Annotated in this window: 18 protein-coding genes and 1 pseudogene; 9 read left to right on the plus strand and 10 right to left on the minus strand. The window is 61.2% G+C overall.

Translation table 11 applies throughout. From position 1 onward, the window contains the following. Nucleotides 1-129: 129 nt before the first annotated feature. From cysN to ATY80_RS09720, 3 genes are all read right to left on the minus strand, one after another. Nucleotides 130-1,617, minus strand: coding sequence for a sulfate adenylyltransferase subunit CysN (gene cysN, locus ATY80_RS09710; RefSeq protein WP_088692240.1), 1,488 nt, complete (start codon nt 1,615-1,617; stop codon nt 130-132). 1 nt (nt 1,618) lies between these two features. Further along, on the minus strand, nt 1,619-2,572 hold the full coding sequence (gene cysD / locus ATY80_RS09715; RefSeq protein ID WP_088692241.1) for a sulfate adenylyltransferase subunit CysD: 954 nt from the start codon (nt 2,570-2,572) through the stop codon (nt 1,619-1,621). A gap of 111 nt (nt 2,573-2,683) precedes the next feature. Further along, on the minus strand, nt 2,684-3,430 hold the full coding sequence (locus tag ATY80_RS09720) for a phosphoadenylyl-sulfate reductase (RefSeq protein ID WP_088692368.1): 747 nt from the start codon (nt 3,428-3,430) through the stop codon (nt 2,684-2,686). A 412-nt stretch (nt 3,431-3,842) separates the two neighbouring features. Between ATY80_RS09720 and ATY80_RS09725 the strand changes: the two genes are divergently transcribed. Next, entirely contained in the window at nt 3,843-4,289 is a 447-nt protein-coding gene (locus tag ATY80_RS09725) for an Rrf2 family transcriptional regulator (protein WP_088692242.1), read from the plus strand. Between the two features lie 139 nt (nt 4,290-4,428). Here the strand turns inward: ATY80_RS09725 and betA are convergent, their stop codons facing one another. The 4 genes and pseudogenes from betA to ATY80_RS09745 all read right to left on the minus strand — a co-directional run. Continuing rightward, nucleotides 4,429-6,081, minus strand: coding sequence for a choline dehydrogenase (gene betA, locus ATY80_RS09730; protein WP_088692243.1), 1,653 nt, complete (start codon nt 6,079-6,081; stop codon nt 4,429-4,431). A gap of 106 nt (nt 6,082-6,187) precedes the next feature. Beyond that, on the minus strand, nt 6,188-7,657 hold the full coding sequence (betB, locus tag ATY80_RS09735) for a betaine-aldehyde dehydrogenase (RefSeq protein WP_088692244.1): 1,470 nt from the start codon (nt 7,655-7,657) through the stop codon (nt 6,188-6,190). Beyond that, on the minus strand, nt 7,654-8,253 hold the full coding sequence (gene betI / locus ATY80_RS09740; RefSeq protein ID WP_088692369.1) for a transcriptional regulator BetI: 600 nt from the start codon (nt 8,251-8,253) through the stop codon (nt 7,654-7,656). The genes betB and betI overlap by 4 nt, the downstream gene beginning before the upstream one ends. Nucleotides 8,254-8,674: 421 nt before the next feature. Beyond that, nucleotides 8,675-9,344, minus strand: a pseudogene (locus tag ATY80_RS09745) (transposase); the annotation flags it as partial. Between ATY80_RS09745 and ATY80_RS29505 the strand changes: the two are divergent. The 5 genes from ATY80_RS29505 to ATY80_RS09765 all read left to right on the plus strand — a co-directional run bounded on the left by ATY80_RS29505 (nt 9,229) and on the right by ATY80_RS09765 (nt 13,533). Continuing rightward, entirely contained in the window at nt 9,229-9,477 is a 249-nt protein-coding gene (locus ATY80_RS29505) for a hypothetical protein (RefSeq protein ID WP_245306799.1), read from the plus strand. The pseudogene ATY80_RS09745 and the gene ATY80_RS29505 sit on opposite strands and share 116 nt — an antisense overlap. A 63-nt stretch (nt 9,478-9,540) precedes the next feature. Next, nucleotides 9,541-10,089, plus strand: a complete 549-nt coding sequence (locus ATY80_RS09750; protein ID WP_088692245.1) for an HdeD family acid-resistance protein — start codon at nt 9,541-9,543, stop codon at nt 10,087-10,089. A 184-nt stretch (nt 10,090-10,273) separates the two neighbouring features. Further along, complete coding sequence (locus tag ATY80_RS09755) at nt 10,274-10,516, plus strand: type II toxin-antitoxin system ParD family antitoxin (protein WP_088692246.1); 243 nt, start codon at nt 10,274-10,276, stop codon at nt 10,514-10,516. A gap of 137 nt (nt 10,517-10,653) precedes the next feature. Then, the gene (locus ATY80_RS09760; RefSeq protein WP_088692247.1) at nt 10,654-12,459 is read left to right on the plus strand and encodes a GGDEF domain-containing protein; all 1,806 of its coding nucleotides are present in this window, start codon (nt 10,654-10,656) and stop codon (nt 12,457-12,459) included. A gap of 78 nt (nt 12,460-12,537) precedes the next feature. Beyond that, complete coding sequence (locus ATY80_RS09765; RefSeq protein ID WP_088692248.1) at nt 12,538-13,533, plus strand: NAD(P)H-quinone oxidoreductase; 996 nt, start codon at nt 12,538-12,540, stop codon at nt 13,531-13,533. A gap of 12 nt (nt 13,534-13,545) precedes the next feature. Here ATY80_RS09765 and ATY80_RS09770 read toward each other — a convergent pair whose 3' ends face one another. Next, on the minus strand, nt 13,546-14,760 hold the full coding sequence (locus ATY80_RS09770) for an MFS transporter (RefSeq protein WP_088692249.1): 1,215 nt from the start codon (nt 14,758-14,760) through the stop codon (nt 13,546-13,548). A 207-nt stretch (nt 14,761-14,967) separates the two neighbouring features. Beyond that, nucleotides 14,968-16,401, minus strand: a complete 1,434-nt coding sequence (locus ATY80_RS09775) for an MFS transporter (RefSeq protein ID WP_088692250.1) — start codon at nt 16,399-16,401, stop codon at nt 14,968-14,970. A gap of 105 nt (nt 16,402-16,506) precedes the next feature. On the opposite strand from ATY80_RS09775, the gene ATY80_RS09780 reads away from it, so the two are divergent. The 3 genes from ATY80_RS09780 (at nt 16,507) to ATY80_RS09790 (ending at nt 19,121) form a co-directional block, all read left to right on the plus strand. Continuing rightward, nucleotides 16,507-17,127 (plus strand): MarR family transcriptional regulator, encoded by a 621-nt coding sequence (locus ATY80_RS09780; protein ID WP_088692251.1) that lies wholly within the window; start codon nt 16,507-16,509, stop codon nt 17,125-17,127. A 97-nt stretch (nt 17,128-17,224) separates the two neighbouring features. Then, nucleotides 17,225-18,232, plus strand: a complete 1,008-nt coding sequence (locus tag ATY80_RS09785) for an asparaginase (RefSeq protein ID WP_088692252.1) — start codon at nt 17,225-17,227, stop codon at nt 18,230-18,232. 139 nt (nt 18,233-18,371) lie between these two features. Beyond that, complete coding sequence (locus ATY80_RS09790) at nt 18,372-19,121, plus strand: hypothetical protein (protein ID WP_088692253.1); 750 nt, start codon at nt 18,372-18,374, stop codon at nt 19,119-19,121. On the opposite strand, the gene ATY80_RS09795 is transcribed toward ATY80_RS09790, so the two are convergent. Next, nucleotides 19,096-19,851 (minus strand): DeoR/GlpR family DNA-binding transcription regulator, encoded by a 756-nt coding sequence (locus ATY80_RS09795; RefSeq protein ID WP_088692370.1) that lies wholly within the window; start codon nt 19,849-19,851, stop codon nt 19,096-19,098. The genes ATY80_RS09790 and ATY80_RS09795 overlap by 26 nt on opposite strands. Nucleotides 19,852-19,859 lie beyond the last annotated feature (8 nt).

The raw sequence follows: 19,859 nt of genomic DNA on the forward strand, positions 1-19,859 counted from the left end.
AATGGGCCGACCAACTCGGAATGCCCAGGCTCGCATAACCTCAATCCCTCGAACCGCCCGGTGCGGACCCGCATGCCGGGTGGTGTGGCAGGGGAGCGATCAAATAAGATCGCCCCCTATGCCGATTGCTTAAATGTCGCTTGCGGCGTTCGACCAGAGATCGGCGGCCTGGGCGGCAGTCATGCGCCGGACCTCCGCCTCGTGGCGACGGTTGGCGAAGAGTTCGCTCGCCATGATCTGGTCGGCGAGGTCTGCCGGCAGCGATAGGATCACGCGGGCGTCGCCGCCGTGGATGCCGCCGAGTTCGCTGCGCTTTCCGCTGACCATCCCGCCGGCCACCGTGTTGTTGGTGTCGGGGTCGATCAGGATGAACGAGCCGGATGCACGGTTCTGCTCGTAAGGGTCGAAGATCGCCTGTTCGTCGAAGGCGAGGCGCACCTTGCCGATCGCATTCATGTAGAGCGTATCGACAGAAGCCCAGGCACCCGTCTTGAGCTCAAGCTGCGCCACCGGCTGCACCTGCACACGCTGGCGGCGGCTGCCGCTCTTCAGCCAGTAGCGCTTGCCGGCTTCGATGCCTTCCGGCTGCAGCGCGACGATCTGGGCGTCGAAAGCAAGGCCAACCTGCGGCTGACTGTCGATCGAAACGATCATGTCGCCGCGCGCGACGTCCACTTGCCGGTCGAGAACCAGCGTGATCGCGTCACCGGCAACGGCGGCGTTACGCACCAGATCAAAGGTGACGATCTTGGAGACGTTAGCGACCATGCCCGACGGCAGGATCATGACGCTGTCACCCGGCTTGACAGAGCCGCCGGCGACGGTGCCCTGGTAGCCGCGGAAGCTTTCGCCGGGGCGCGACACGCGCTGCACCGAGAAACGGAAGCCGGTCGCCTGCGAGGAGCGGACGGTGGCAAGCTCAAGTGTCTCGACCAGCGTCGGGCCGGCATACCACGGCATCGACGCTTCGCCGGAATAGACGACGTTCTCGCCCTTCAGGGCCGACATCGGGATCGCGGTGATCTGCTTGACGCCGAGCGACAGCGCGAATTCGCGGAACTCGTGCGTGATCTTCTCGAAGCCGGAACGGTCATAGTTCGTCAGATCGATCTTGTTGACGGCAAGCACGAACTGCTTGATGCCGAGCAGCGAGGCGATCGTCGCGTGGCGACGCGTCTGCTCCAGAATGCCGGCGCGAGCGTCGACCAGCAGCACCGCGAGATCGGCGGTGGATGCGCCGGTCGCCATGTTGCGGGTGTACTGCTCGTGGCCGGGCGTGTCGGCAACGATGAAGGAGCGCTTGTCGGTCGAGAAGTAGCGATAGGCGACATCGATGGTGATGCCCTGTTCGCGCTCAGCCTGCAGGCCGTCGAGCAGCAGTGCGAAATCGGGCAGGCCGAGATCGTTCTGCTTGCCGGTGGAATCGCGTTGAAGCGTGGCGGCCTGGTCTTCCTTGACGGCCTTGGTATCCCAGAGCAGGCGGCCGATCAGGGTGGACTTGCCATCATCGACGCTGCCGCAGGTGATGAGGCGCAGCGGTCGCGAGTCGCGCGTTGCCGTCGCAGTTTCTGCGGCGGGCACGACAAGGGCGTGTGCGGCGGTTACGGCTGCGGTCATCTCAGAAATATCCTTCACGCTTCTTTTTCTCCATGGAGCCGGACTGGTCGCGGTCGATGGCGCGGCCCTGGCGTTCGGAGACAGTGGCAATTTCGAGTTCGGCGATCACATCTTCGAGCGTCGTCGCTTTCGATGGGATGGCGCCCGTCAGCGGAAAGTCGCCAAGGGTGCGGAAACGGATCATGCCTTCCTGGCGCACTTCGCCGGGAAGCAGTTCCAGCCGAGGATCCTCGGCAAGGATCATCATGCCGTCGCGCTCAACATAGGGGCGCTTCTTGGCGTAGTAGAGCGGTACCAGCGGAATATCTTCGGCCTGGATGTAGCGCCAGATGTCGACTTCGGTCCAGTTCGAGAGCGGGAAGACACGAACGCTTTCGCCCTTGCGGATCTGGCCGTTGTAGATGTTCCAGAGTTCCGGGCGCTGATTGCGCGGATCCCAGCGATGGTCGGGCGTGCGGAAGGAATAGATGCGCTCCTTGGCGCGGCTGGCCTCCTCGTCGCGTCGCGCACCGCCGAAGGCGGCATCGAACTGGCCGGCATCGAGCGCCTGGCGCAGGCCTTCAGTCTTCATGATGTCGGTGAAGGCTGCCGAGCCATGGGTGAACGGTGTCACGTTTTCAGCCGCACCGCGCGGATTGATATGCTCGATCAGGTCGAGGTCATATTTCTTCGCGGTTTCATCGCGGAAGGCGATCATCTCGCGGAATTTCCAGCCGGTGTTGACATGCAGCAGCGGGAAGGGGACGCGACCGGGATAGAACGCCTTGCGCGCCAGATGCAGCAGGACCGACGAGTCCTTGCCGATCGAGTAGAGCATGACGGGGCGTTCGAATTCAGCGGCGACCTCACGGAAAATGTGGATCGCTTCGTTTTCGAGCGCCTTCAAATGCGGGTCGAGCGGCGGCTTCGTGCTCCGGGGATTGTTGAGTTCCGTATCCGGACGGCTATCGGGCATTTCTAACTCCAGACTTCGATCATTCCAGGAAGGGAGGCCTCCGGAACAAGGTGCATTTCCGACTTCGAGGAGCGCAGGAGGAAGCCGCGCTCCGATCCCGAAATCGACGGGTTACTGTTGTGCGGGAATCGCCGAGGCCTCTTCAGCAACGTGCAGACCGCATTCGCGCTTCTCGTCCTGTTCCCACCACCAGCGGCCGGCACGTTCCGGCTCGCCGGGTTTGATCGCCCGGGTGCAGGGTTCGCAACCGATCGAGGGGTAGCCACGGGCATGCAGTGGATTGACCGGCACGCCATTGTCGGCGACGTAGGCCTTGATGACGTCGATGTCCCGATCGGCCAGCGGGTTGACCTTCAAAAGGTGGCGCTCGGCGTCATACTCGGCAAACGGCGTCTCCGCGCGGTTGGCCGATTGGCCGCGGCGCAGACCGGTGATCCAGATGGTTGCCCCATCGAGTGCGCGCGCAAGCGGCTTCAGCTTGCGCACGCCACAACAGGCATGCCTGGCTTCCACACTCTCGTAGAAACCGTTGAGGCCGTATTTTGCGGCATAGGCGTCGATGTCGGCCTGTTCCGGTTCGTAGCGGCTGATGCGGATGTCGTACTGCTTCTCGGTCTCGTCGATCAGGGCGAGCGTTTCCGGAAACAGTCGTCCGGTCTGCAGTGTCACCACGTCGATCGGCAGGCGGTGGTTGCCGATTTCGGCGGTGATGACCTGGTCCTCGATGCCGAGAGAGGTGGTGAAGACGACGCGGCCGCCGAGACCGGCGACGAGCGACAGACGCCCTGCAAGGTCAAGGCCTGCGAGTTTCGCGTTCAGCGTTTCCGCCTCAGCGTTTGGATTGGCAGCAACAGTCATGGGGATCCTGTCCTTGATGTTGGCCGGAGTATCGCAGGTCAGGCTTGGATCGGACAGAAAAACGCATTTCGAAAGCAGGCGCGATAGGAGCAAATATCTCTCCTCGGCCGCTGCAATGCGGAAAAGCAGCCGCACCGGCGATGTTTTGCCGACGGTTAGCCCAATTCTCTATTGATTTAGTAGAGTAACACGTTGCCTGTCAATCGGAAATGTGAATTGATGACATCAGGGCGCATTTTGGCGTAAATTTAGGGTATTGGCTGAGGTGGAAAAACAAGGCCAAAAAACCTTGTCTCTCAAGGGTTTCGCAGGTTTGTTCAAATTCCGTTCATGCTGCGCATGCCATAGAGGCAGGATCGAGCTTGCTGCGGGTTGGTGATTCCGCCCGCCATGTGTGTGTCGACGGTTAAAAATGATTACGCAGAAAGCAAAATATGCGCTGAGAGCGCTGACGGTATTGGCTGAAGCCGAGGACGGCGAACCTGTGATGATCTCCGACATCGCGGCGCAGCAGAAGATACCGAAAAAGTTCCTCGAACAGATCCTGCTCGACCTGAAGCACCAGGGCATCGTCGTCAGTCGTCGCGGCAAGACGGGCGGTTATCTCCTGCTCAAGCCGGCCGACACGATCACTTTCGGCGAAGTGCTGCGTATCATCGACGGCCCGATCGCGCCGCTTCCCTGCCTCTCGATCACCGCCTATAGAAAATGCGATGACTGCGACGGCGAGCAGAACTGCGAGATCCGTCATGTCTTCGCCAAGGTGGCCGATGCCACCCGCAAGGTGTTGTTCTCTACCACGATCGCCGATGCCGTTGCTCCCGCGAAGGGCGCGCAGGTTACTCGCCTGTTGGCCTAGGGAGCGACCTCCTCGACAGAGCCATGGTGTTCCGCCACCGGTGTTGCGCGAATTGCGGACGCCGTGGCGCTCACGAAAGCCGTCCTCAGCAATGTCGCCCGTCACCGGAGTCGGCTTTATCTGATGGCGATCAGTAGTCCTACCGATCGCTCACTTCCCAGCGCGGATTGATCCACGGCTCCTGGTTGGCGCGCGGCAGCGGTTGCTTGCCGAGGATATGGTCGGCTGCCTTCTCGCCGGTCATGATCGACGGGCCGTTGAGGTTGCCGTAGGTGACATGCGGGAAGATCGACGAGTCGGCGACGCGCAGCCCGTCGACGCCGATGACGCGCGTTTCGGGATCGACGACAGCCATCGGGTCGGTCTTTGCGCCCATCTTGCAGGTGCCGCAGGGGTGGTAGGCGCTTTCCAGGTGCTCGCGCAGGAAGGCGTCGATCTGTTCGTCGGTCTGCACCTTCTCGCCCGGCTGGATCTCCGGTCCGCGATAATGGTCGAACGCCTTCTGACCAAAGATCTCGCGGGTGAGCCGCACGCAATGGCGGAACTTCTCCCAGTCCTCCGGATGGCTCATGTAGTTGAAGCGAATGACCGGGTCGGCCTTGGGGTCTGAGGAAGCCAGCGTAACATTGCCGCGCGACTTCGACAGATTATAGCCGACATGCACCTGGAAGCCATGGCTTTTGGCCGCCGCCTTGCCGTCATAGCTGATCGCGACCGGCAGGAAGTGGTATTGGATGTCAGGCTGCTTGACACCGGGCGCCGAGCGCAGGAAGGCGCAGGCCTCGAACTGGTTCGAGGTGCCGAGCCCCGATTTGGTGAACATCCATTGCGCGCCCGCGACCCCCTGCCAGAACCAGGGAAGCCAGGAATAGAGCGAGACCGGCTTGGTGCTGACCTGCTGGAAATAGAATTCCATGTGGTCCTGCAGGTTGGCGCCGACCCCCGGCCGGTCTGCCTTTACCCCGATCCCCATCTCCTGCAGATGCGCACCCGGCCCGATGCCTGAGAGCATCAGGAGCTTAGGCGAATTGAAGGAGGAGGCCGAAACGATGACCTCGCGATTGGCCTTGACGATCTCGACTTTGCCGCCGCGCTCGATCTCGACGCCGGTCGCCCGGCCGTTCTCGATCACCACCTTGTGGGCGTGGCCATAGACGACCTCGACGTTCGGCCGCTTCAGCGCCGGTTTCAGATAGGCTGATGCAGCCGACCAGCGGCGTCCACCGAAAATGGTCTGCTCCATCAGCCCGAAGCCTTCCTGCTTCGAGCCGTTGTAGTCCTCGGTCGCCTCGAAGCCCGCCTGCTTGCCGGCTTCGATGAAGGCGTGGAACAGCGGGTTGCGGAAGACTCCGCGCTGAACGTGCAGCGGTCCGTCCGTGCCGCGCCAGCCTTCCTCGCCGCCGTGGCTGTGCTCCATCCGCTTGAAGTAGGGGAGAACGTCGGCATAGGCCCAGCCTTGCGCGCCGAGCTCTTCCCAGCGGTTATAGTCCTCGGCGTGGCCGCGCACATAGACCATGCCGTTGATCGAGGAGGAGCCGCCGATCACCTTGCCGCGCGGCGCGGTGATGCGCCGGTTGTTGAGGTTCGGCTCGGGTTCGGAAAGATAGCCCCAGTTATAGCGCTTCATGCTCATCGGCCAGGCAAGCGCCGCCGGCATCTGGATGAACGGCCCGAAATCGGAACCGCCCGCCTCGATCACGATGACGGTATTCTTGCCGTCTTCCGAAAGCCGGTAGGCGAGGGCGGAGCCCGCCGAGCCGGAACCGATGATGACGAAATCTGCCTGATGCATTGGTGTACTTCTTTTCCGATTCCCCGCCTCGTCCCCGGCCGACTGGAGAGCCGATCGGGACGAAGCGAAATTGAATGCTACCTGCCGGGACTGGCCGCCTGCTGCCTCAATAGGGCGCCTGCACCGGCCCCATGCCGACATAAACCGTCTTCAGTTCCGAATAGTGCTCCAGCGCGGCCAGCGAATTCTCGCGTCCGAAACCGGATTGCTTCGAGCCGCCGAACGGGATTTCGACAGGGCAGAGGTTGTAGGTGTTGATCCACAGCGTCCCGGCCTCGAGCTGGTCGACGACGCGATGGGCGCGCGTCAGGTCGGCAGTGAAGACACCGGCGGAGAGGCCGAATTCCGTCGCGTTGCCGCGGGCGATCACTTCGGCCTCGTCGTCGAAATCGAGCACGCACATGACAGGTCCGAAGATCTCTTCGCGAGCAATCGTCATCTCGTCGGTAACGTCGGCAAAGACGGTCGGCTGTACGTAGTAGCCTTCGCCGGAGACGTTGTTCGGGATGCCGCCGCCGGTGACGAGCGTCGCGCCCTCGGCCTTGCCCTTCTCGATGTAGGAGAGAACCTTGTCGCGCTGCGCCCAGGACACCATTGGCCCGAGCTGCGTCGCCTCGTCCATTGGATCGCCGATCGCGATCGCCTCGGTGCGGGCCTTCAGCCGCTTCAGGAACTCAGCCTTGATCTTCCGCTGCACGAAGACGCGGGTACCATTCGAGCAGACCTGGCCAGTCGAATAGAAATTGCCGAGCATCGCGCCGCCGACGGCGCTATCGATATCGGCGTCGTCGAAAACGATCAGCGGCGACTTGCCGCCGAGCTCCATGGTCACATGCTTGAGACTGCCGGCAGCCGCCGCGGCGACCTTACGGCCCGTCGGCACCGAGCCCGTCAGCGACACCTTGGCGACGTCACGGTGGTTGACCAGCAGCGGTCCTGTCTCGCGATCGCCCTGGATGACGTTGTAGAGACCCTTCGGCAGGCCGGCTTCGTGAAGGATTTCGGCAATGGCAAGCGCGCCGAGCGGCGTGTTTTCCGATGGCTTGAAGACCATGGCATTGCCGGCGGCGAGCGCCGGTGCACCCTTCCAGCAAGCGATCTGCTGCGGATAGTTCCACGCGCCGATACCGACGCAGACGCCGAGCGGCACGCGTTTGGTGTAGGCGAAATCACCACCGAGCGGGATGTAGGAACCGTTGAGGCCGGCAGCCGCGATGCCGCCGAAAAACTCGAAACTGTCGGCGCCCGAAGTCGGATCGGCGACGATCGTTTCCTGGATCGGCTTGCCGGTATCCAGCGTCTCAAGCTCGGACAGCTGGCGATTGCGCTCGCGCATGATGTCGGCGGCGCGCTTCAGGATACGGCCGCGCGCGGTCGGGCTCATCGCCGCCCATTCCGGCTGGGCGCGCTTGGCCGCCGCGATCGCCTTTTCGACAATGGCGGGCGTTGCCGCGTGCAGCCGGGCGATGACCTCGCCGGTCGCCGGATAGATGCTTTCGATGACGCTGCCGGCTTCATCCTCGACATACTCGCCGTCGATGAAATGGGAGGCTTTTGGCTGGGCTTTGAGGGTCACTGGATCTGTCCTTTCGCAAGGGCGGCAAGCTGTGAATTGATGTAGTCTTCGGTAAGCGCGATCGATGCCTCGATGCTGACAGGCGCAGACCTCAGACTTTGGCGGATGTAGAGCCCGTCGATCATCGCAGCCGCGCCTTCGGCGATGCGTTCTGCGGCATTGTGAGGGCAGAGCGCTTTAAGGTTGGCGAGCAGGTTCGACCGCAGACGGCGGGCATAGATGACAAGGAAGCGTCGAGTTTCTTCGGAACGCTGCGCCTCGGCATAGAAGGCAAGCCAGGCGGCAATCGTCGCTGGCGCGAACTGGTCGGCCTGGAAGCTGACCCGGATGACGGCGGAAAGCTTCTCGCGCGGCGCATCCGCCGCCTTTAGCGCCGTCACCGCATCGTCGCGCAGCTGCTTTAGAAGAGAGCGGACGGTCTCGATCAGCAGCTGTTCCTTGCTGCCGAAGTAATGATGCGCCAGTGCCGCTGATACACCGGCCTGCCGGGCAATTTCGGACATGGTAACAGCAAGCGAGCCTTGATCGCCGATCACACGCAGCGCGGCATCGACGAGCGCCTTGCGGCGAATCGGCTCCATTCCGACCTTGGGCATCGCATCACTCCTGAAGATGGCGGCAAGTATAATTTTGATTGACTGATCAATCAATAAAAATCTGCTGGCGAGTCCGAAAGCCTCTTATGTTCGTTTTCAAGCTCTTTGGGCATGATTTTTCCTTTTCGACTTTGGCGGCGAAAGCACATGCGTGAAGCTGGTGGACAAAGGAGGAGACAGGGCATTTTGACGACGGCTGGCATACTCTTATGCGCGGGTTGGGTACCGCATTTCCGTTTGTTCGTCTGGGCCTACCTCGGTCTAAAGTCGGGCGTGGACAATGTCCGCCACATAGCTTTCACGAAGATTCCCCACCGGAGCCCTGCCTCCATCTTTGTCCAACAGCAGATGGTTTCGGGTTAAATGTCTCTTCAAGCCGAGGATTGACACTAGCCCCTTGCTGTGGGAGCGACCTCTTCCCGATCGCCCATAGGAACGCTGCCATTTCCCGAGCAACGGCGGTGACCGCGACGACCTTCGGCTTGCCGGCCGCTATCAGCTTGCGATAGCACGCGCAAAGCCTCACTTGGCCTTTCCAGGCAATCTCTTGAACTGTCCTCGGCAATCCATCCAGCCGCGCCTGGATTGGCCGGCTCACACGTGCGGGGAAGCGATATGTCCAGGCGCCTTCGATGAGGGCTCGACGCGCCCTTGTGTTACCCGCCCTGGTGATCCCGCCACGCTTGACCCGTTCGCCCGTTGCGTTTTCCGACGGTACAAGACCGAGATACGCCATCAACTGACGAGGATTGTCGAAACGGCGCACATCGCCGATTTCGACGACAAAGGTAACCGCCGTTATGAATGCAACGCCGCGCATCGCTTGATAGGCGGCCACAACCGGGGCCATCGACCAGGATGCAGCAGACCAGCACGCAGTCATGCCCAAGTTCGATAATCTGCCGGTAAAGACCGTAACCGGTCGGACCTGCCTCATAGCAGAAGTGAAGCTTGGTTCCACGCTTGGAAAGCTTGTTGACCATCGATGCAACCGATGGCGGCTCCGAGGAGATGGCGCCGAAAAATCGCACCTCGCCGTTGCGCTCACCATCTGCAACCGCCACTGAAATCTTCAGCTTCGACGTATCCAAGCCGATGAAAGTTACGCTATTCTCTTTCATGGTTCGCCCTCGCTTAAGCGTGGGGCTCGGCTCCGGCCTATCCAGAGCAATCCCCGAATTCAGCTTAGCGCGGGGGCGGGCCACCTTCACCCTTGGAACATAAGGTCTAACCCCTTCCAATTCCGTGTTTTTGCGGCATATTCTTGTATCAACCAGGAGGTGTGCCATGGCAGACATGTCTGATCGACTAAGCTTTTCATCTCTGCAATCGAAATGGGGCTGGTTCGCCGTACTTGGCGCACTGCTGATCGTCTGCGGCCTGATCGCATTGGCGAACGTTGCGCTCGCGACCGTTGTGTCCGTCTACTATGTCGGAATACTGATGCTGATAGGCGGCATCGTCTATCTGGTTCACGCGTTTCAGGTGAGAACCTGGGGGCAGGTACTGGTTTGGGCCCTGAGCGGTGTTCTTTATGTGTTGGCCGGCTTTTTTGCCTTCGAGAATCCCCTTCTGGCATCGGCCGTGTTGACGCTGTTTCTTGCGATCGCCTTGCTGATCGCCGGCGTATTCCGCACCTGGGTCGGCTGGCGCATGCGTCCGGTCAGGGGGTGGGGCTGGGTTCTTGTCAGCGGGATCATTACCGCGCTGGCCGGGGTTGTGATTGCCACTGGATGGCCCGTCAACAGCCTCTGGGTCCTTGGCCTTTTCTTGGCCTGCGACCTTCTCATCCAGGGCTGGTCGATGCTTGCCTTCGGTCTGGCCGTCCGTCGCTGAGTTATGCCCGCAATTCACAGGCTCACATCACGGACTGTTTCCTTTTTGACAAGTATGTGAGTGGGGGCTAAAATTTCAGCACGAAGAGGCAGCCGAGGCGGCGGCGCGCGTCGGTTATGCCGTGGACGGATTAACCGTCCCCTGACCGGGCATACGTGCCCCACGAGGTAAAGGGAGGAATCTCATGCCGATGGTCACCGTATCCATTTCACCGTTGCAGGCTGCCGACATCCGGGCCGCCGTTGACAACGGGAGTTACGCATCGAGCAGCGAGGTCGTGCGCGAGGCCCTGCGCATGTGGGACGCCGCCCGCAAACTTGGCGGATACCACGAAGACATGTTCGATCAGGGCAGAGGCCCCCATGGCGGCCAGTGCGTCGCTGACATGTTCGCCGATCATGAGGCTGAGAACAGGCGTACAGCCTGACCAAGCCATTGATTGATCGATAAAATTCGATCGAAAAAGGCCGGGCTTTCACAAAAATTTCACATTCGGGAAAGGGTTCGTTGATCCTTCTCCGCCAGTCTCCCTGCGAAAAACAATAAGACACAGTGGAGATTGGCATGTCTTTGGCTGCCACCGTCGATCCGGCCCTTGTTCGGCGTTATGCAAGCGACCAGATCGTAACGCTTGCAAAGCTCGTTATCGAAAATGCCTTTCAGCCTATCGTCGAGGCAGGAACAGGCGTTGCATTCGGCTATGAATCGCTGATGCGCGGGCAGGAACGCATCGGTTTCGGTTCCCCCGCCGAGATTCTGGATGAGGCGTACAAGAACCACCAGTTGCTACAACTGGAGCAGATGGTGGCAAGCCGCGCGCTTGCGAAGTTCGCCACGCTCCCGCACTTCTCGAGTTCGACGCTGTTCCTCAATCTCGATGTCCGGTTGATTCCGCATGGCGAACGGCTGGTGGAGGGTCTGCTACAGCATTTGAAGCTTGCCAATATTCCTCCGTCGTCCATCTGCTTTGAGTTTTCCGAGCGTTTCGACAATACCAGCGTGCCGGAGTTTGCGGCGCTTGTATCGCTGCTCCGCAAGGCGGGCTTCAAATTGGCGATTGACGATTTCGGCGTCGGCCACGGCGAAATGAAGCTGCTCTGCGACCACCCGGTCGACTACCTGAAGATCGACCGCCATTTCATCGCCGATATCGACAGCAGCCCGCGCAAGCGCCACCTTCTGAAGAACATCGTCCACATCGCGCACGTCCTTGGCACTCGTGTCATCGCCGAGGGCATCGAGACGGAGGCGGAATTCGTTGCCTGCCGCGAGTTTGGCGTCGATCTCGTCCAGGGCTGGTTTATCTCGCGCCCGACGACCCATATGACCGAGTTGCAGCCGTCGTTTCCGCACCTTCTGGATCTCGGCAAGAGCAAGCGAAATCCGCAATCCCTCGACGAGATCCTCATCCGCAAGCAGATCGAGATGCTGCCGACGGTCTACGAGAACGACACCATCGACAGCGTCTTCGAGCTTTTCCGCCGCAATCCGCAGCAGGCGTTTTTCCCGGTGCTGAACGCGAACGGCGAGCCGCGCGGCATCCTGCACGAACGGCATCTTAAGGAATACATCTATCAGCCCTTCGGTCGCGATCTCCTCAAGAACAAGGTCTACGAGCGAACGATCTCGCACTTCGTCGAGATGGCGCCGATCGTCGGGCTTGATTCCGATACCGAGCAGCTGATGGCGATCTTCGCCAACATGGAAGGCACGAACTGCCTGCTTTTGACCGACAACATGCGCTATGCGGGCGTCGTCTCGGCCGCCTCGCTCATCAAGGTCATGAACGAGAAGAAGCTGAAGACCGCCCAGGACCAGAATCCGTTGACCGGGCTGCCGGGCAACAGGGCGATCCGCGATTTCATGCGCGAGTCTAGCCTTGATGGCGACGAGAAGCGTCACTTCTGCTACTGCGACTTCGACAACTTCAAGCCGTTCAACGATGCCTATGGCTTCCACCTCGGCGACCACGCGATCTCGCTCTTTGCAGCGTTGATGCGCCGCTATTTCTTCGCCGAGCGTCATTTCCTGGGGCATGTCGGCGGCGACGATTTCTTCATCGGCGTGCGTGGCTGGACCAAGGAGGAACTGACCGAAATTCTTGATCGCCTGATCAGCGATTTTCACGACGATGTGCTCGACCTCTATTCCGATGCGGATCGTGCCGCTGGCCGTATTCGGGGCCATGATCGCGCCGGCGTCGAGGCGCTGTTCCCGCTGATGCGCTGCTCGATCGGTGTGCTGGAACTGCCGGAAGGTCTCGTCATCGACGACATCAATCGCGTCAGCGCCGAAATCGCCCATATCAAGGCCGAGGCCAAGGAAAGCGAAGAAGGCTTGGTCTTCCACCTCCTGGGCGAGACCAATTGACGCCACCCGCTCTTCCTGCCTTCTCAACTCCGTAGCGCTGGACTATCTGACATGCTTTCGGAACGAGGAGACCGGGTCATGTCCTTGCCCATGCAGATGCGCTTCATCGACCTGCCGAGCTTCGGCGCGCCTGAAGTGATGCGGATTGCCACCGGACCCTTGCCGATACCGGGGGAGGGCCAGCTCCTTGTTCGCACTGCGGCGATCGGCGTCAACCGGCCTGACGTCGCACAGCGTCAAGGAACTTATCCCCCGCCAAAGGACGCGAGCCCGGTTCTCGGCCTCGAAATGGCAGGCGAGGTCGTCGCCATCGGCCAGGGCGTCAGGGATTTCGCCGTCGGCGACAATGTGTGCGGGCTGACCAACGGCGGCGCCTATGCCGAATATTGCCTGCTGCCCGCCGGCCAGGCTCTGCGCTTCCCAAAGGGTTATGACGCCGTCAAAGCTTCGGCACTTCCGGAAAACTACTTCACGGTCTGGGCCAATATGTTCCAGATGGCAGGGCTGACCGAGGGCGAAAAGGTTCTCGTGCATGGCGGCTCGAGTGGTATCGGGACGACGGCCATCCAGCTCGCGCGGGCCTTCGGCGCCGAGGTCTACGCAACGGCCGGTTCGCAGGAGAAATGCGATGCTTGCGTCAAGCTCGGCGCAAAGCGGGCCATCAACTACAAGACAGAGGATTTTGCTGAGGTCATCAAGGCCGAGACCGGTCATGGTGTCGATATCATCCTCGACATGATCGGCGCTGCCTACTTTGAACGGAACGTGGCGTCGCTTGCGAAGGACGGCTGCCTCTCGATCATCGCCTTTCTCGGCGGGGCCGTCGCGGAGAAGGTCAATCTGGCGCCGATCATGGTCAAACGGCTGACGATCACCGGCTCTACGCTGCGCCCGCGCACTGCGGAGGAAAAGCGCGCGATCCGCGACGATCTCCTTTCCCAGGTCTGGCCACTTCTCGATGAAGGCAAGCTTACGCCTGTTATCGATACCGTTGCTGCTTTCGAAGACGTCGCCGACGCGCATCGGCTGATGGAAACGAGCGGTCACATCGGCAAGATCATGCTGCGGCTCTAACCTTGAACGGCTCTAGGCCGGCTGCCGAACCGGTCGGGGAGCTCGCTCAAGGAACAGCAGGAGGCCAACCGAAGCGAGACCGACGGCAGCGGCAAGCAGTGCTGTGCCTGAATATCCCGTAGAAGCGGTCCCGGCTGCGAAGATCGATGCACTGATGCCGTTGGCGATGAACGTGTTGACCGAGACCAGTGAACTACCGAGTCCCGGGCGATCGGCAATCAGATCCTGCAGGTAGGTGATCGGCACGCTGAGGATGGCTGCAGCGCCGCTGGCGTTGATCAGCACGAGGGCATAGATCTGCCAGGGCGCCGAGGCAAAGCTCAGCAATGTCAGATAGAGACAATAGATCAGTGCTCCCAGGGCAAGCACGTGCACGCTGCGGAAGCGGCGCTGCAGCGCGCCCCACATCAGCATGAACGGCATTTCCAGGAAGGCGACGAGGCCGGCCATGAAACCGACATCGATCACCGTGCCGCCCGCGGCATTGGTGATGATCAGCGGCGACACGACACTGTTCAACCGCTGCAGGCCGAGCAGCAGCGCCATGAGGCAGACCCTCACCAGCACATGGGGGGAAAAGATTCTGCCGAGCGATGAGAAGAAGCCGATATTCAGCGAAGGGGAGGCTTCGCCCGCCGGCGCGGGCTTGGCCACGAACAGGTAGAGGCAAAAGCAGGTCAGGCTTGCGAGAGCTGCGATGCCGTAGGCCGGCGTCATCGATTGCGAATTGATGAGGTACAGGCCGATCAGGCCGGGTGCCAGTGCCCAGGAGCCCGAGAACAGCGCGCGAACCGTGGATGTGATCGCCGCCGCCCTTCCGCGGTCCATCGTGTTCGTCGTTGCGCGGATGCTGGCAAACAGGATTGAATAGGTGGAATTGCTGATGGGGATCAGCACCAGTATGCCGAAGATGAAGGCGCCGGCGGTGCGGAACTCGTAGATCATTCCGAAGCCGAGCATGCCGCTTACCGACAGCGCCAGCACCAGCGGGCGGCGATCGTTGAGCCTGTCGGACCAGATGCCGAGCGTCAGGCTGGTCGCGACGTTCACGAGCGCCGCAACGAAGATCAGCCCGGAATAGGTGCGGTCGGACAGACCGAGTTCGTTGATGCCGATGATCGATTGATAGGGCATCGTAGAGGCATAGGTGAAGGCGAGCGCAATCAGTGTCAGCGCTGGGACGCGGATTTGGCGATCGCGGAGAATGGACGAAAAGGCGGATGGCATGGCGTGGTTCCCGATGCCCCTGACATAAACCAGTAGTGTGCTTTCGAAAAACGAGAGTTTGTGATGGCAGTTGTCAAATCACGTGATGGGTGGCCTCATGCCGTGATCGCTGTCGGTGGCTAAAAGCCGGGTCCGCCCAATCGCCCGCATGGAAACGAGCGGTCACATCGGCAGATCATGCTGCGTCTGTGACCGCTCGCACGTCGCTCACCGGGCCTGCCGTTCGGCGGGCGACGAGAGGGTTAAGGACGTCGTGACTGCAATCAGGCCGGGAAGAGCCATCAGCACGTAGAGCCAGTGCGCAGCCGAAACGCTGCCGGCTATGCCACCGGGGTTCACCAGCCCGGTGCTGTTGACGATCACGCCGGCAACGGCGGCGCCGAAGGCACTGCCGAGCGACTGTATCGTCGAGATCGCGGCCGAGGCCTTGTCCTGTTCGGAGTTGTCGACAAGGCTCAGAACCTTGGTCACTAGATGAGCCCAGCCGAGACCGACGCCGAAACCCATAAGGAACATGCCGATGGCGGCTGGGCCGAGAATGGCGAGATTGCTGGATTGATTATCCGTTGCGAGGAAGATCGTCAGGGACGCAACAGCAACCATTTCGATCAGGCAACCGGCGACGATCGCCCTGTTGGCGCGGCGTCCCGAGAGCGTTCCGCTGAAGAAGGCCGCAAAGGTCCAGCCGAGTGCGACGAGGGCGGTCAGATACCCCGATACCAGCGGCGTTACGTCATGCAGCACCTGCAGGAAATATGCTATGTAGATGTCGCTTGTCAGCACCAGAAGCAGCACGAACATCGTCAGGTAGACGCGTGCCACCGGCTTTGCGAGTATGACGGCGCCTGTCGGCAACAGACGGTTCTTGCCGCGCCGCTCGACGCTCAACATAGAAACGATCGTGACGATCGATGCCGCAATCAGCCATGCTTTGAAGCTTGTTTCGTCAATCGTTCCAGCAATGCTGACCAGCAGCACGGCCGCAAGCAGCAGGGCAATCTGCAGGATCGGCGTCTTGCCTTGGGCGCGGTCATCCTCGGCGCGCGGCAGGAGCCAAGGCGCGAGCGCCGCCATCAGCACACAGAGCGGAACAAGCAGTATGAAGGCTTGGCGCCACGCGCTGCCTTCGGAAAACAGGCCTCCGAGGCTGGGGCCGAGCAAGGTTGAGATACCCCATATGGCCGCATAAAGCGTTGACGCTTTCTGCCATAGTGGTTCGGGGTAGGCGAAGCGAATGAAGGCATAGGCAAGGCCGGCAAGAATGCCGGCGCCGAATCCCTGTGCCGTGCGTCCGGCGAGCACGAACGGCATCGCAGGGGCGAGCGCGCAGATCAGGCTGCCCGTGCCGAAGATGAGTGCGCCTGCGACGTAGACGCTCCGCAGCCCGATGCCTCGCGGGCGCATCGCGACGAAGATCGACCCCAGGACCGCCGCGGCAACGAAGAGTGTCGTCATCCATGACAGCAGTTCGAGCCCGCCGATGTCGCGCACGATTGACGGCGCGATTGTCGCCGTGATGTAGGTCTCGACGGCGTAGAGGGTGACGCCGCCGCCGAGCATGAGGGTCGCGGGCAGCAGCGGCGCGGAAAACAGATGAAAGACGGAGGGCCTGTCTGCGGAAATCTCTTCAATGCCGATCATAGGTCATGCCTTGTGTGTTTCCTGGGTATGTATTATTTTTACAAGTTATTGTTTGGAAAAATACACGGCCATGCTATTAAAGAAAGCATTAACTTGGAAAAATAAATGAGACAGTCGCCTGCCAACCGAATCCTGCTGCTAATCAAGACCGAAGGACCTCAGCTTGCCGCGACGGTGGGCTCAAAGCTCGCCATTTCCTCGGAAGCCGCCCGTCAGCAATTGATGAAGATGGCGGAGGAGGGGCTGGTCGAAGCGATGAGCGAAAGCGCGGCAGGCAGGGGGAGGCCGCGACAGCTCTGGAACCTGACGGCTGCCGGCAACCAAACCTTTCCCGATGGCCATGCCGAACTGACCGCCACGATCCTGAGTACGCTGGTCGCGCAGCTGGGGACGCCGGCCCTGGATGCCGTCATTTCGGCCCGCGAAGCAGACACCCTCAAGCGCTATCGTCAAGAAGTCGACGCGGCGGACATCCAATCCCGCGTGCGGCAGCTTGCGGCCGTTCGCACCAGCGAAGGATATATGGCCGACTGCTGGGAGGAGGCGGACGGCTCGCTGCTGCTCGTCGAAAACCATTGCCCGATCTGTGCCGCGGCAAGCATTTGTGCCGGCTTCTGCCGCTCCGAGCTCGAGACCTTTCGAGCCGTGCTCGGCGCCAAAGTCGAGCGCGAAGAGCATATCTTGCTTGGTGCCCGTCGCTGCGCCTACCGCATCACGCCGCCTTGACTGGCATCGGCGCGGTGCTGAGCCTTTAAAAGACAATTGCTTTATCGACGCGACTCGCTATGCGTGAGGCATCTGCGTACACGATCAGGATTAAGCCATGACCAATCCCGTCACCGTCGAAGTCACACGAGGCTCGCTCGTTGAAAGCCGGCATCGCGGCGCGGTCGTCGCCGTCGATGGTGATGGAAAGATCGTGTTCTCGATCGGCGATATCGACGCGCCAACCTTCCCGCGTTCTGCCTGCAAGGCCATGCAAGCGCTGCCGCTGATGGAAAGCGGCGCGGCGGATGCCTATGGCTTCGGCGACAAGGAACTGGCGCTCGCCTGCTCCTCGCACAATGGCGAGGACGAGCATGTGGCGCTCGCCGCCGCCATGCTGGCAAAAGCCGGGCGTGACGTCGAAACGCTCGAATGCGGGGCGCATTGGTCCTCCAGCCAGAAGGTGCTGATCCACCAGGCGCGCACGATCGGGAAGCCAACTGCCCTGCACAACAACTGCTCGGGCAAGCATGCCGGCTTTGTCTGCGCTTGCTGCCATCAGGGCGTCGATCCGAAGGGATATGTCGGCTACGACCATCCGCTGCAGGCCGAAATCCGTGGCGTCATGGAAAGCCTGACCGGCGCGGCGCTCGGCCGTGACAATTGCGGCACGGATGGCTGCTCCATCCCGACCTATGCGGTTCCTCTGCGCGGCTTGGCGCATGGGTTTGCCAAGATGGCGACCGGTCACGGCCTCGAGCCGCTTCGCGCCAAGGCTTCCCGGCGGCTCTTCGATGCCTGCATGGCAGAGCCTTTCTATGTGGCCGGAACCGGCCGCGCTTGCACCGAGCTGATGGAGGTGGCTCCGGGCCGCATCTTCGCCAAAACAGGTGCCGAGGGTGTCTTCTGCGCGGCCATTCCCGAGCAGGGAATTGCGATCGCCATCAAGTGCGACGACGGCCATTCGCGTGCCTCGGAGGCGATGGTTGCGGCTGCGCTGAGTCGTTTCTTCGGCAAGGACGATCCGATTCGCGCGAACTTGACCGTGATGGCGACCGTCCAGATGCACAATTGGAACGGTATTCATGTCGGCGACATTCGCGCGACGGCTGCGTTGACGGCATAAGCCGTTCCGGAACGGGACAGTCTCGCCGCAGGAACAGAAATTGCTAATGTATGTGAAACTACAGCCCACGAGAACGGATGCGGTTTTCCTAGGCTGAGTTACCCTTCGCCCAGTACATCGAACGCCATGAGGGCAGGATATGTTTGCGGGCCGCTATCTTTGGTGGATGCTGATCGCCATCGCGATCTTCCTCTTCTTCACCATGTGTTTCGATTACGTGACCTGGCTGACGGTCGTTTCGTCGGGCTGCACCCGCATCGCCGGCTCTTGCGGACCGATCGTCGTCACCATGACCGGGTCGATGAAACCGTCGGGCGTCTATCTCGCGGGCGGCATCATCCTCGTCGTTACCCTTGCCCGCATCCATTATCTGTCGATGAGCTGGATGTGGGGCGTTTTCGCTGCAATCTGGTTCGTCGCATCGGCGCCGTTTCCACTGCTGCTCGCCAATGGTTGGACCGGCCAGTTGAAGCCGGAAGCCGTTCTCGACGGGCTGCCCGTGGCGTTCCTGTTCTTCGTGGCTTTCTGCGCCTATATCGGCTGGTCGTTCGAAGAGAGTGGCGCGCGGCCACTCGGCGGGTGGCGCCTGCTGCGAGCGACCATTTCCGTCACTGCCGTCTATGGCGCGCTGCTGGCGCTGTCGGAGGCGCCTGCCTTCGCGACCATTCCGGGCCGTATGCTCGGGGAGGTGCGGCTTACCACGTCGATCGCGGCGTTGCAGCCCGGACTGCATGATCTCCTGACACTCGGGATGGACCGGGACACCTTCGCCTACATTGTCCTGGCAGTCTTTGTTGCCGGACTTGCCGTAAGCCTGTTGCCGCAGAACCTGGAGGAACTGAAGGCGCGCCTCATCCAGCCGTTCATGCTTCGAGGATCTCGGCCGTAAGGTTGCGGTAGGGGTCGATGGTAGTGGCGGCGACGTCTGCCGTGACAATGATCCCTGATACGCCTGAGATCGGCAGCACTTGGCACGGGGAGACGCGGTCGAACTTTTCCTGCGTTAGCGGCACGTAGGTTTCGGCTGCGCAGGATGCTATGTGCCGCTTGATGGCCGCTTCCTCGAAATCGCCCGTCGACAACCCATGCACCGGATGGGCAGCCGTCGCTCCGAGAAAGAAGATGTCTGGTCGAAGCTGCGAGATCGCGGCCATGGCAACGGACCCGACCGCCACCATCGAGTGCTTGTAGAGCTTGCCGCCGATGAGGATCACGCTGGCCGTCGGGTGGTGTTCGAACTCCGCGGCAATCGTCGGGCTATGTGTCGCGACTGAAAACGCAAAGTCGCGTGGCAGGTGCCGTGTGATCTCCGCTGTCGTCGTACCGCCATCCAGAAAGATCAGTTGGCCCGGCCGCACGAGTGAGGCTGCCTTCCTTCCGAGCCGCGCCTTCTCTTCGGAAGACACACCCTTTCGAGTCGAGAAGTCCGGCAGGTCAGGCGCAACGGGCATCGCCCCGCCGTGCACACGCTTCAACAATCCCTCCGCCGCCATCTCTCTGAGGTCGCGACGGATCGTGTCCTCCGACAGCGAGAAATCTTCGGCGATGCGTTTGGCAATCACCTGGCCGTCCCGCCTGAGAATGTCGAGGATCAACGATTTGCGCTGGCTTGTAAGCATGGCCCTGA

This window comes from Rhizobium sp. R711 (assembly GCF_002211365.1).
In the GTDB taxonomy this organism is placed as follows: Bacteria; Pseudomonadota; Alphaproteobacteria; order Rhizobiales; family Rhizobiaceae; genus Rhizobium.